Origin of the sequence: Paenibacillus sp. Y5S-9 (assembly GCF_036894235.1) — a bacterium.
Classification (GTDB): Bacteria; Bacillota; Bacilli; order Paenibacillales; family Paenibacillaceae; genus Paenibacillus.
The window spans coordinates 2,955,087-2,967,898 of the sequence record NZ_CP145887.1; the positions used below are offsets into that span (position 1 = coordinate 2,955,087).

Here is a 12,812-nt window from a genome sequence, read left to right on the forward strand (position 1 = left end):
ACATGACCAATCGAATATATGGACGTTCATATCCATATTCGTTTGGATTGTCAATAGGTGATGAAAGGGAAACGAGATGAAAAGCAAGCCTGAACAAAAACGCCGTGGGGCGATGAACTTTACCATGTACATGGTAGTAGGGCTTGGATTAACGGTTCTCATGTCGGCGGCATCGATTATGTTTGGTGCTGCTGATATGAGGTTAGCAACGGTATGGGAGGCTATTTTCCGATTTGATCCAATGCGCACTGAACATCAAATTATTCAAACCATGCGTCTTCCGCGTACCGTAGCCGATTTGATCGTTGGGTGCAGCCTTGCTGTATGTGGCGCTATCATGCAGGGGACAACGCGCAATCCGCTGGCCGACTCCGGGCTCATGGGGATTAGCTCTGGCGCAGCATTTGCAATTGCACTTTGCCTGGCCTTTCTGCCGGGTTATTCGTATTGGCAGATGATGTTGTTCGCTTGTATGGGAGCAGCGATCGCCACCGGTATGACTTACTTTACCGCGTCACTGGGCAATCGCGGAATGACTCCACAGCGGCTTGTACTGGCAGGTCTGTCTATTTCAATGTTGTTTGGCGCACTCAGTCAGTACTTGGCAATCAATTATGATTTGGGGCGAGCATTGACATTCTGGACGGCGGGTAGTACAGCGGGTGTCAAATGGGGAGAATTGCTGATTATCTCACCGCTCTTTGTTGGTGGTATACTGCTGGCACTGGCCTTATCCCCTTCCGTTACATTGCTCAGTTTGGGAGATGATGTGGCAAGTGGACTCGGCATTCGTAGCGGACTGGTCAAGATTTTGTCGACAATTATTGTACTCGTGCTGACTGGATTGGCTGTTGTTGTGGTTGGCCCGGTCGGTTTTGTGGGTCTGATTACACCGCATATTGTGCGATATATGGTAGGTGTCGACTATCGATACATTATTCCGGCAGCGGCAATATATGGTGCGTTGCTGACCGTATCGGCCGATTTGGCTGGACGTTTGATCAATAAACCGTTCGAAACGCCGATTGCCATTATATTTTCTATCATTGGTGTGCCGTATTTTCTCTTCTTGGCTCGAAGACAAAGGAGGGAATACGAATGACCAAGCGGCATTATACGATGAAACGAGGCATTATCATCAATGTAGTGCTTATGGTGCTCATCCTTGTGTTTGCGATTATTAGCATGAATTCTGGCAAAATGAATCTTTCACCGCTAGAAGTGCTGAACGTTCTCGTGGGAAACGGTACCGATAGGCAAAATCTGATTGTGTTTGATTTTCGTTTGCCACGAATTGTCCTTTCGATCTTGGTAGGTCTGGGAATGGGAGCGGCGGGGGTCGTGATGCAGAGTTTGCTGCGCAATGACATGGCTAGTCCGGGAACACTGGGAATTAGTTCGGGATCGGGCTTGTTTGTCCTGTTCTTTGTTGTATTCATTGCACCAACAGGGAAGAGTTCCTTCATTGCTCTGCCTCTGTTGGCTTTTGTTGGCGGACTATTGGCGGCGGGATTGATCTTCTTATTATCGTATCGCCGTGGACGAGATATCTCACCAATCGGTTTAATCTTGACCGGGGTCGCGCTAGGAAGCGGGTATGGGGCGCTGACGACTTTCTTGACACTCAAGCTGGATGATTCGCAGATGAACTTCATGCTGTATTGGCTCGCGGGGAGCCTATGGGGCGATGATTGGGGCTATATTTCCATACTGACACCATGGGTCTTGATCTTACTCGGCTATATTTTTTACAAGGCTCGCATACTGAATGCCCTCCATCTGGGCAATCAGACAGCACAGGGGCTTGGTGTTTCCGTGAAGTGGCAGTTCTTGGGGTTGTCAATCGCTGCTGTTGCTTTATCCTCTGGCAGTGTAGCTGTGGGGGGAAGCTTCTTTTTTGTTGGCTTGATCGCTCCGCATATGGCCAGAAAACTGGTCGGTCCCGATCACAAATTACTCATTCCGGCTGCCAGCTTGGCCGGGGGTCTAGTCGTGGTGGTGGCTGACACGATTACGCGCACCATTAGCCTCGTAGGAGATGTGCCGACAGGAATCGTAATTACAGTCATTAGTGTTCCGTATTTTCTTTATTTACTAGCAAAAGCCAAATAACACAATTAATGATATAGTCAGAATTTTTTGTGGAAAACGGCTTGGCAGGACTGTGCGCTGCATTTTAAAGCAGAATGAACGATATCAAAAGTTCAAACATCGAAGTTACCCTGTGTTACCGTTATGATTCTTAATCAATAGCATATAGAAAAAGATGCCATTACGAGGATATCGTATTGGCATCTTTTGATTTTTTCTCATTTGATAGTCAAGTGGATTACTGGGAAATTACTCAGGATTTATATGGCAGGCTCTTCCGACAGCTGAAAACGGGAAACGAAATACCAGATGAGCTCGCGACGTGAGGATACCTTGGTTTTGGCGAAAATGGATTTTAAATGATCCTGAACCGTGTATACAGAAATATGCATCGCAGCAGCAATTTCCTTGGACGAATAACTGCGGAGCACATATCCGAGCAGTTCCCGCTCTCGACTGGATAATCCGTGGCTTTCGGCGAGCAAGGGCAGCAAATCCTGTGGCATCGCCTGCTCCAAACGGATAGCAATCTGATCCGGTCCCGTAAGCTGTTGCATGAGACTGGCATGAAGTATGAGGTAACGCCCATCCGGAAGTTGGATGCAAACTTTGGAGGGTGAGTCGGTTGCAATCTGAATACCCTCGACCAGTTCTGCCCGATTCTTGCGCTGCAAGTGGGAACTCACTGCACGTACCGGACGGGGCAGAACATCCGGCCCTACATGTTCCAGCGTGCGTAATTGGGACAGCCAATATTGAGCTGGGGCGTTCAGCGATAAGAGCTGGAACGTGTCCGAGGTGATCAAAATTCCGGGTTCCTCGGGACTGCCACTCGTGATCTCATCCACAAGTGTCAGACTTGTGGACCGCAGCATCAATGCAATAGAAGCGGTCCAGGACTGAATCATCAACCGCTCCTCCTCTGTAAAGACAGTACTTTCAGTCTTGCGGTACAGCGTCAGGTATCCCCAACAAGCGTCTCCACTGACCAATACAGCACGCAATTCATCACCAAACCCCGCTGGCTGAAGAATTTTGATATAACGTGGGCTTAGTGCAAGCTGTGAGTTCATGGACGTATGAAGTGTAGCTGTATGCTCACCGCTGCGAATTAATTCAGCGTATTTATGTATATCTTCTTCCATGTATTCATTAATGAATAACCGATCATGAATGGCCTCAATGCCATCTTCTGTCACAGCTCCTGTGGAGAGAAGAGTCAGAGGATCAACGGTAGTGAAACAGTATGCATCGTAAGGTATAACCGTATGGATCTGCTTGAGAACAGCTTCCCGATAGGTATGTGAGGTCCAGGTTCCTTTTTCAAGAGAAGTGATAAGTCTGTGGTTCCGATCAATACGTGATGTCAACAAGATTACTCCTCTCTCTGTGCGCATATCCCAATGTTCTGGGATTGTAGGCTCGCCGTATCCTTCTATAATGAAATTAGACGAACAACGAGTCAAGTCTAACTTCAATTCAAGAGGAGTGCGGTGTCCATGAATCACAATCCATCACCGATGAGCTGGGAAACAGCAGATGTTCATCGTTACGAACAATCGATAGCCCTGAAAATTCCGGGTTATTCTCATATGCATGATCTAATGGAACGGCTGCTTTCAGCATCTTTTGCGGATAACAACGATATTCATATCCTTGTTGCCGGAGCGGGAGGGGGAAAAGAGATTGCTCTGCTCGGATCACGTCATGCCGGTTGGACATTTACTGGAGTAGATCCATCACAGCCCATGCTGCAACTTGCTGAGAAACGAGTCACGGAAGCAGGCATCGGTTCCAGAGTGAAACTGCAACCTGTCACGGTTGAAGAATTGCCGGAGGATATCGTATATGATGGGGCGACAAGCATGCTCATGTTGCATTTCCTTCAGGGGATGGAGGCCAAGAGAACGTTTCTGACCAGCCTCGCAGCGAGACTTAAACCGGGTGCACCACTGATCATTGCGGCTGTAAATGCCGATCTTGATTCACCTGCATATCCAGTGATGATGCAAGCTTGGAAGGATCACATGTTGAGTGCAGGTGTTCTTCCTGAAGAGTGGGAGCGTTTTGCTGCTTCCCTGGGTCGTGAATCCGATCCCATATGCTCTGAAGAGATGACTCAGCTACTGACCGAATGCGGTTTCTCACATATTACACGTTACTTCGGGGCGTTCTGGGTGGAGGGGTATTATGCAATTCGAAACTAACGTGAAACCTATGAAAGATCAGATCTGGGTGGTTGGCGGTTATGGTCAAGTGGGGCAGATGATATGTACTCAACTGGGGAAATTGTTCCCGGGTAAAGTATGGGCTGCGGGTACGCGTATGAACCGTGCGGAAGAATTCAGCAGGTCTACAGGTGGAGCTGTACTACCGCTTCAACTGGATGTAACACGACCTGTAGAACCATCCATGTTAAGGCCTGTGAAGCTGGTTATCATGTGTGTTGACCAGAGCGATCCCCGGTTTGTTGAAGCCTGTGCACAAGCCGGAATCGACTATATTGATATTTCTGCAAAATATGATTTTCTCGCTCAGGTTGAACAGCTGCACACCAAAATGCAACGTTCCAAATCAACCGCGATCCTCAGCGTCGGACTATCACCGGGAGTGACTAATCTGCTTGTACGTGAAGCAACCATGCATATGGATCAGGTGGAAGAAGCGGATATTACCGTGATGCTGGGACTTGGCGAGAAACATGGGAAAGCTGCCGTGGAGTGGACCGTTGATCAGATGAATGCCACCTACCAAGTGATGCAAAAGGGCAAACCTGCTGAGGTCCAAAGTTTCGGAGATGGCAAATTAATTGATTTTGGAGCAAAACTGGGGCAGCGGAAGGCGTATCGATTTAACTTTTCGGATCAGCATGTGGTTGCTCGAACGTTACGTATTCCAACCGTATCTACCAGACTCTGTCTGGACTCCCGCTGGATCACAAGATCCATGGCAATCTCCAAACGTGCAGGGTTGTTCTCGTTGCTGCGTATCCCGTCTATTCGGAATGGAACGGTTAAGGCATTTGGTCTTATTCCCGGAGGAGAGCCAATGTATGCGGTCAAGGTTGATGCCGTAGGATGGGAAAATGGTGAACAAATCCGCGTTGAACAACTACTGGTCGGCGCTAAGGAAGCAGATGCAACAGCAGCGGTAGCTGCAGCCGTAGCAGAACGTGTGTACAAAACAGCATTGCCACATGGTGTATTTCATATTGAACAGGTTCTTTCTTTGCAGGACATTCAGGATGCACTTCATACACCATTGAAGGTGACGACGAAGATCACCTAATTTCATATTCTTTTGTTGGTGCCCTCCGATCTGCTATGATGTAACAATAATCACGGCATGAATGGAGGGAGATCATGAACTGCGTTGCTGTATTACCTTATTACAAAGTACAGAGAGAAGTGACGGGTCTCGCCCAAGAGATTGAGATGAATGCCCGTTCCATGATTCTGTATTCAGATAAAATCGTAACCAAATACCGCGAGTTCAACATTACGGAAGTGTTTGACATGTCTTTTCGCCGTATGGGTGATGAAGGTGGATTTTTCTATCTGCACACAAGCACAGGAGTATATCCATATATGGTCGAAATCGACCCCAAACCCTTTATACAAAGTTTCAGAAAGATGACGATTCACAAATTAAAATGACTTGACCTTGCCGTTACGTGAAGGCTTACCCTCGAATATGGAAAGAACCACAACCAATTCAGAGGAGCTGTGAATGTAATGAGTATACTGATTCAGCAAGCTACGATCCTAACGATGAATGATGCCGATGCCCCCTTCACGGGGGATATTCGTGTTGAGGGTGATCGAATTACACAGATTGCTGACCACATTGTGCCTCAACCGCAAGATGAGATTATCGATGGACGCAATAAGATCGCCATGCCAGGACTGATTAATGCCCACCAACATACACCGATGAGTCTGCTCCGGGGATTCTCGGATGATCTGAAGCTGATGGACTGGCTCGAACGCAAAATGTTGCCTGCCGAAGCGAGGATGAACCCTGAAGACATCTATTGGGGGGCCAAGTTATCCATCGCCGAGATGATCCGTTCGGGTACCACTGCGTTTGCGGATATGTATATCCATATGAATGAGATTGCAGAAGCGGTTAAGCAAACGGGTATGCGGGCATCGCTTACACGTGGGATGGTATTCATGGAGGATGATGGGGGACGCAGGTTGCAGGAGGCGATCGATCTTGTACAACGCTGGTCTGGAGCGGCCGATGGGCGGATTACAACGATGTATGGACCCCACTCACCCTATACATGTCCTGTAGAGCCGCTTCGTGAAGTCATTGCTCTGGCTGTCACGGAGGATATTCCTCTGCATATTCATCTGGCTGAGACAAAGGAAGAAGTTGTGAAGATTCGTGAGCGTTATGGTATGACACCGACAGAGTATCTGGAAGAGGCGGGGACGTTCGAACAGGCACATGTACTGCTTGCGCACGGTGTACACCTCAATCGCAGGGACATCGGCAGATTGAAGGGCATGCGCGGCGGTGTAGCACACAATCCGGTCAGCAATCTGAAGCTGGGATGTGGAATTGCACCAATTACCGAGATGTTGGCCCAGGGAATTAACGTGGGCATCGGAACGGATGGAGCGGGAAGTGCCACAACCGTAGATATGTTCGAGGAGATCAAAGCTGCCACCTGGCTGCAAAAGCTGGACTATGGCGATCCCACTCGCTTGCCAGCCAAGGATGTACTAAGCATGGCTACACGTGGAAGTGCTAGTCTGCTTGGTCTACAGGATGAAGTAGGTATGCTTGAGGTGGGGCACAAAGCGGATCTGATCCTGATTGATCTGGCGAAACCACATCTTCAACCGGTACATGAGGTAGAATCGTTACTGGCTTACAGCGTAAATGGAGCGGACGTGGACACCACGATAGTGAATGGTCAGATTCTCATGCGAGGCAGAAAACTGCTGACGATTGATGAGGATGAACTTTACCGCGAGGTGAAGGTTAGAGCCAAAAGGATTGTTGAGGGAATTTAATTTTAGGTGAATATGATCCAAACTGGAAAATGATTTATGTTCAAAACGCTATGGAGGCTTACTCCATGGCGTTTTTTGTCGAATTGATACTGGGAATAGTTCCATGGTCCTGTTCAGAATCGGTTCAGAATGACTCGTTATACTGAGCATGTAGTTGTTCAAATTTGAGATGTACACGAGGAGGAACATGAATTGAAGGGGAAACAAAACAAAAAACGGCTTAAGCCAATATTGAAAAAAAGCATGTTGACTGCGCTCGGATTGGGCATTGCATTGCCTATAGGTGGAACGCTCCCGCAGGCTAACGCAGGAGCCATTGGTCCGGAAATAACCATTTCACGACCTGTTCTTAACGATGGAATTAACTGGTTAAGTTATTCATCAGAACAAAATGATCCTTCTTTTGTGCCCGATGTACCTATTGAGGTAACCAGCAACAATACAGTCAGAATAAATCTAAGTACACATTTTCGCTCTGATGAGTATAGTACGCTTACAGCCAGCTCAAGTGATATCAGTATAGCTGAGGCGTATGTAGAAACGAGTCAAGATGAGAATATGACAACGCCTGCCAGTACATTGGTGGTTATTCCTCGCCAAAGCGGCAAAATCAACATCGAATTGAAAGCGAATTATATGATCTCTGGTGAACCAGAGACTGTTACGGATAACATTGAACTTTACATTAGTAAAAAAGGGGATGTAAATGCAGACGGTAAAGTGAATTCTCTGGATGCAGCAGACCTGTTCGATTATCTGCGCAACATGGTAACTCGCCGCGGATTTAGCTATGTAGAGATGAACCGAATGGACGTGGATCGTAATGCGGAACCTGCGTTAGGCGACATGAGTGCTTTATTACAAGGATATAAAGGCAAAACACTAGGCGGAAAAAACAATGACTATGTGTTGACCTTCCAACAAGTGGACGATGCGCCGTATGTGCTGAATGGTGAATTGAAGGATTACATGGAGAACTCAATTGCCACAGATTACTATTTAATGGATATTGATTATGATGATTATCTTAATACTCCTTCTTATCAGTGGTACCGCGCAACAGACCCTTCAGGAGAAGATAGAGTGCTGATAGAAGGAGAAACAGCAGAACAGTATACCGTTAAAGATGAGGACGAAGGTTATTATCTTGTGCTCGAAGTTATTACTCAGTCCACTTCGAACGCAAATACGGAGCCTAGACGAACATACATTGTTGGAAAAGAAAAAATACAACGCCCGGATTAATTCGGATTTTCTAATTTGGATAACGAATAACATCACTTTTTCTATCTTTACCATACATTCTATCAATTGATACAGACATGGAGGCAAATACATGTTTCAACCGAAAAAGAAACGTCCAAGAATCAGAAGAACAATGTCAGGTCTTATCGCACTGACGTTACTCTCGTCACTCGTATTACCTAGTGTAGCAGGAGCAGAGCCAGTGGAACCATCACAGGTGCAGTTTGCAAATGTTAGTGTACAGGCAGGGCAGACGGTTCATGTTCCTGTTGCATTGAAAAAATCCCATTTCGGGGTGAAAGCTTATAATATGCAGATTGATTATGATACGTCTGCATTGGAAATTGTTCGGATCACACCTAAATCTGTCAACGTCATGAGCACATCCCCAAATGAAGAGGGTGTAGCAGACTTCCAGCACGAAATTAATAATGCGGAAGGCTGGGTACGGATCATCTGGGTTGATTTTACTGGGGGTAACCATTCAATTGTAGATGAAACCCAATTATTTGATATGGAAATCAAAGCCAAAAGCAATGCGACGCCTGGAACGAAACAGCTATCTGTAGATCAAACCGATTCAGAACATTGGCATTTCACGAATGTAGAGCACGAGAACTACACCGAATTGTCCGGTGGAACAATCACAATTACAGCAGCAAACTCAGGTGGTGGCAACTCGGGTTCTCCAGGTTCCTCTTCGGGAGGAGGATCAACGGTAACGTCACCAGTCGTTACCCCAGTTCCATCCACTCCAGCGGTAACCAAAGGTGTAGACATCTATGTGAACGGACAGAAACAGGAACAATCTGCGACGGCTACCACATCAACGGTAAACAATCTGGTTACCACCACGGTTCATGTGGATAATGACAAAGTCATTAATCAGATTGGAAGTGGACTAAGAACACTTCTGCTGCCGATTACAGGTACAGGTAAGGGCGCGGTCGTTGGTGAACTGAACGGCAAGCTGATCAAAACGATGGAAGGAAGTAATGCCGAAGTTGTCATTCAGACGGACAATGGTACATACACCCTCCCAGCTAATCAGATTCAGGTAGATCAGATTCTGAACCAATTCGGAAGCACGGTTCCATTGGAAGATATCACAATCCAAATTGCTATTGTGCCTAGTGCTACATCCAAACAAACAGCTATTCAGGCGGCAGCGGACAAACTGAAGAACACTACAGTGATCGCAGCTCCGGTTGATTTTGAAGTGAAAGCGATTTGGAATGGGCAGCAGGTTAATGTAGATCGTTTCAACTCTTATGTAGAGCGCTCCATCACATTGCCAGAGGGTGTCGATGGTTCAAAGATCACGACAGGAGTTGTACTTCAGCCAGATGGCAGCCTTCTGCATGTACCGACCAAGGTTATCAAAGGTAACGTGCAAGATTCTGCTATTATTAACAGCTTGACGAACAGTACTTACGCCCTGATCTATCATCCGGCAACATTCAGCGATGTAACAAGTCACTGGAGTCGTGATGACGTACAGGATCTGGCATCCCGTCTGATCGTACAAGGTACCGGTGAGAACGTGTTTGCGCCAGACCGGAGTATTACACGAGCAGAGTTTACGGCTGTTCTGTTAAGAGGTTTGGGACTGCACGCACCGCGCAGTACAGAAGCGGCATCGTTCACAGATGTGAAGACTGGCAGCTGGTATGAGGATGAGGTTCAGACGGCTGTATCCTACGGCCTAATCTCAGGTTATGCTGACGACAGCTTCCGTCCGAACAGCGAAATTACTCGTGCTGAAGCGCTGACCATTGTGTCACGTGCGATGAAACTGGTCGGTCTGGCACAGGCCGATGCTTCTGAGACAACAAGTCTGCTGAGCGCATACAGCGATAGCGCTAAAGTACAAGCATGGGCAGCAGAGCCGGTTGCATCGGCAATAAAACAAGAGCTGGTACAAGGTGCGGATGGCAAACTGATGTCAGATGCAGACATTAGTCGTGCACAATCTGCGGCCATTGTGAAAAGGCTGCTGGCAAAAGCCGGATTAATCTAAACTTTATAAGTTGAACTAAAGATTATTTACACTGACACTACGATGACAGAATAACCTTCCAATCGCTGTTATCCCCAGATTTTTTGATTCCCTTTTCCAAAGGGGAAAATCCGGGGATAAAGGCGAACGCTTCGCTTTTTCAGGTTTTTTCTGTCCTCTCCGTTATGTGTAAATGATTAGTTTAACTTATATTATCAAATGCAGTATCGAAATAAGACAACCCGAGTCCTTATATCTAAGGATTCGGGTTGTTTTGCACCTACACTTACTTGAAATGATTTATTTCAAGCAAGCTGTAGGTGTTTTTTTTGCATATCGTTTTTCTCGAACCTCTTATAGATGCAATGGTCCAGTTCATTATCAGTTCATACTGATTTGTTACGATATGAACATCAAATAGATAGATATTGTGCATGATCAGGAGAGGAAGAGATCCATATGAAAATACTAGAAGTTAAAAATGTGAAGAAATCATACACCTTATATGGAAAAGAAAGAGTTCCGGTACTCCACGGTTTGAACCTGAGTTTTGAGACAGGGGAATTTGTCTCGATCCTTGGCGAATCTGGCTGCGGTAAGTCAACACTGATGAATATCATCGGTGGCATGGACTCCGACTATGAAGGGGACGTCGTTGTTCGTGGCAAGAACTTAAGTGCCATGACAGAGAAGGAAATGGATGATTATCGGAAGAATAATATCGGCTTTGTCTTTCAAAATTTCAATCTGATCCCGCATTTGTCAGTCCTAGAAAATGTGACGATTGCAATGCAAATGACGGATACAAACGAGAAGGATCGCAACCAACGTGCTGTTGATATTTTGACAGAGGTTGGACTGAAAGATCATCTGAACAAACGTCCCAACCAGTTATCCGGGGGGCAGAAGCAACGGGTTTCCATCGCACGGGCTTTGTCCAACAATCCCGATATTATTTTGGCTGATGAACCGACGGGTGCTCTGGATAGGGAAAATGGAGATCAAATCCTCGCTTTGCTGGACAGTATAGCCAAAAAGGGAATGCTGGTGATTGCCGTAACTCACTCGCAGAAAGTCGCTGACTCCGGTACACGTATTGTGAAGGTTGAAGAGGGGCGAATTAGTGACGATATTTACCTGAAAGATCCTTCTACCGCTGTTTACGAGAGTGGTCAGGATTCTTCCCGGAGCCTGAGCTTGCTTGCTTCATTCAAGATGGCGCTTAAAAATATGAAACTCAACGGCAAGCGTAATGTACTGGTAGCATTGGGGGGATCTATAGGTATATTAAGTGTACTCCTGATGCTCTCCTTGGGGAATGGTATAACGACGTATATGAATGACGAAATCAATTCAAGTATGGACCCTTTGCTCGTGGATATAACAAAGCCGAGTGAAGAAGCCAAGGATATGCAAGGCCCCGAGGCTTTGATGGCTGCGGGTGAACCGTTCACCGAAGCTGATATCGAGACGATCCGAAGTTTCCCTAATGTAGATCACGTAGAGACAATTACGACCATTACAGGCCAATCGACTATGGTGAATGAAAAACAAAGTGTGGGACTCACGCAATTAACAACGTTAACGGATGCTTTTGATCCAGCATTGATAACAACGGGTGTTCTGCCGGTAGAAAATGAGATGTTGTTACCCCTCGATACGGCGAAACAATTAAGCGGAAATGATCAAGCTGAAACCATGATCGGCAAGTCTGTGTTTCTATATATCAACGAGATGGATGGCAATAATAAACCGGTAACTTTGGAGAAAGAAGTAACGATCTCAGGTATCTATGAAGCCGCAGATCAACGATCTCCAATGCAACAATCCCCGGGATACATTTCATCAGGGACGCTAGAGCAGATGTATACGGACAAAGGAATAACAATCGGACCGATTCAGGTTAACGCCTATGCAACCGATATGAAATATGTAAATGATATCAATGAAGCTGCTGTTGATGCTGGCTTCGCAGGCTCCCAGATGGCCAAAGTTATGGAGAATATCACGACATATGTAAGTATGGCTTCCATTGTGCTCGCGGGTATTGCAGGCATTTCGTTGATCGTATCTGGTATTATGATATTGGTTGTACTCTATATTAGTGTCGTGGAACGGACAAAAGAGATCGGCATTCTTCGGGCCATTGGAGCTAGAAAGAAAGATATCAAGCGAATATTCTTCTCCGAATCTGCCTTATTAGGCGTATTTAGTGGTATTATTGCGGTGGTCTTTGCAGTGATCATTAGTTATGTATTAAATATTCTACTGGATAATGCGTTTGGAGCCAAACTCATTAATCTCTCGGGATATTATATCTTGTTTGGTATTGTGGTAAGTACAGGAATTAGTATCGTGGCCGGTTTGATGCCATCATCAAAAGCGGCGAAGCTGGACCCGATGGAATCGTTGCGATACGAATAAAACCAATTGCGGAAAGGATAATGGCT

The 12,812-nt window shown here is 46.3% G+C and carries 10 protein-coding genes; 9 read left to right on the plus strand and 1 reads right to left on the minus strand.

Annotated elements, in window-relative coordinates; all coding sequences use genetic code 11:
- Positions 1–76 precede the first annotated feature (76 nt).
- Both V6669_RS13295 and V6669_RS13300 read left to right on the plus strand, forming a co-directional pair.
- The gene (locus V6669_RS13295; RefSeq protein WP_338594265.1) at positions 77–1,102 is read left to right on the plus strand and encodes an iron ABC transporter permease; all 1,026 of its coding nucleotides are present in this window, start codon (positions 77–79) and stop codon (positions 1,100–1,102) included.
- Positions 1,099–2,112 carry an iron ABC transporter permease gene (locus tag V6669_RS13300; protein WP_338594267.1) on the plus strand — a complete coding sequence of 338 codons (1,014 nt, stop codon included), beginning with the start codon at positions 1,099–1,101 and terminating at the stop codon, positions 2,110–2,112. The genes V6669_RS13295 and V6669_RS13300 overlap by 4 nt, the downstream gene beginning before the upstream one ends.
- A 239-nt stretch (positions 2,113–2,351) precedes the next feature.
- Here V6669_RS13300 and V6669_RS13305 read toward each other — a convergent pair whose 3' ends face one another.
- Positions 2,352–3,464, minus strand: coding sequence for a LuxR C-terminal-related transcriptional regulator (locus V6669_RS13305; protein WP_338594268.1), 1,113 nt, complete (start codon positions 3,462–3,464; stop codon positions 2,352–2,354).
- Between the two features lie 126 nt (positions 3,465–3,590).
- Here V6669_RS13305 and V6669_RS13310 point away from each other — a divergent pair, with 126 nt between their 5' ends.
- The 7 genes from V6669_RS13310 (at position 3,591) to V6669_RS13340 (ending at position 12,786) form a co-directional block, all read left to right on the plus strand.
- On the plus strand, positions 3,591–4,298 hold the full coding sequence (locus tag V6669_RS13310) for a class I SAM-dependent methyltransferase (RefSeq protein ID WP_338594270.1): 708 nt from the start codon (positions 3,591–3,593) through the stop codon (positions 4,296–4,298).
- Positions 4,282–5,379 carry a saccharopine dehydrogenase NADP-binding domain-containing protein gene (locus V6669_RS13315; protein WP_338594271.1) on the plus strand — a complete coding sequence of 366 codons (1,098 nt, stop codon included), beginning with the start codon at positions 4,282–4,284 and terminating at the stop codon, positions 5,377–5,379. Before V6669_RS13310 ends, V6669_RS13315 begins: the two co-directional genes overlap by 17 nt.
- Positions 5,380–5,453: 74 nt before the next feature.
- Positions 5,454–5,747 (plus strand): hypothetical protein, encoded by a 294-nt coding sequence (locus V6669_RS13320; RefSeq protein WP_338594273.1) that lies wholly within the window; start codon positions 5,454–5,456, stop codon positions 5,745–5,747.
- Positions 5,748–5,825: 78 nt separating this feature from the next.
- The gene (locus V6669_RS13325) at positions 5,826–7,118 is read left to right on the plus strand and encodes an amidohydrolase (protein ID WP_338594275.1); all 1,293 of its coding nucleotides are present in this window, start codon (positions 5,826–5,828) and stop codon (positions 7,116–7,118) included.
- A 192-nt stretch (positions 7,119–7,310) separates the two neighbouring features.
- Positions 7,311–8,363 carry a dockerin type I domain-containing protein gene (locus tag V6669_RS13330; RefSeq protein WP_338594277.1) on the plus strand — a complete coding sequence of 351 codons (1,053 nt, stop codon included), beginning with the start codon at positions 7,311–7,313 and terminating at the stop codon, positions 8,361–8,363.
- Positions 8,364–8,454: 91 nt separating this feature from the next.
- On the plus strand, positions 8,455–10,383 hold the full coding sequence (locus V6669_RS13335; RefSeq protein ID WP_338594279.1) for an S-layer homology domain-containing protein: 1,929 nt from the start codon (positions 8,455–8,457) through the stop codon (positions 10,381–10,383).
- Between the two features lie 438 nt (positions 10,384–10,821).
- The gene (locus tag V6669_RS13340) at positions 10,822–12,786 is read left to right on the plus strand and encodes an ATP-binding cassette domain-containing protein (protein WP_338594281.1); all 1,965 of its coding nucleotides are present in this window, start codon (positions 10,822–10,824) and stop codon (positions 12,784–12,786) included.
- The last annotated feature ends 26 nt before the right edge of the window (positions 12,787–12,812 follow it).

Coding starts and splice junctions, on each gene's coding strand:
- V6669_RS13310 (WP_338594270.1), top strand. CDS start 3,591: ATGAATCACAATCCATCACCGATGAGCTGGGAAACAGCAGATGTTCAT.
- V6669_RS13335 (WP_338594279.1), top strand. CDS start 8,455: ATGTTTCAACCGAAAAAGAAACGTCCAAGAATCAGAAGAACAATGTCA.
- V6669_RS13320 (WP_338594273.1), top strand. CDS start 5,454: ATGAACTGCGTTGCTGTATTACCTTATTACAAAGTACAGAGAGAAGTG.
- V6669_RS13340 (WP_338594281.1), top strand. CDS start 10,822: ATGAAAATACTAGAAGTTAAAAATGTGAAGAAATCATACACCTTATAT.
- V6669_RS13295 (WP_338594265.1), top strand. CDS start 77: ATGAAAAGCAAGCCTGAACAAAAACGCCGTGGGGCGATGAACTTTACC.
- V6669_RS13300 (WP_338594267.1), top strand. CDS start 1,099: ATGACCAAGCGGCATTATACGATGAAACGAGGCATTATCATCAATGTA.
- V6669_RS13315 (WP_338594271.1), top strand. CDS start 4,282: ATGCAATTCGAAACTAACGTGAAACCTATGAAAGATCAGATCTGGGTG.
- V6669_RS13325 (WP_338594275.1), top strand. CDS start 5,826: ATGAGTATACTGATTCAGCAAGCTACGATCCTAACGATGAATGATGCC.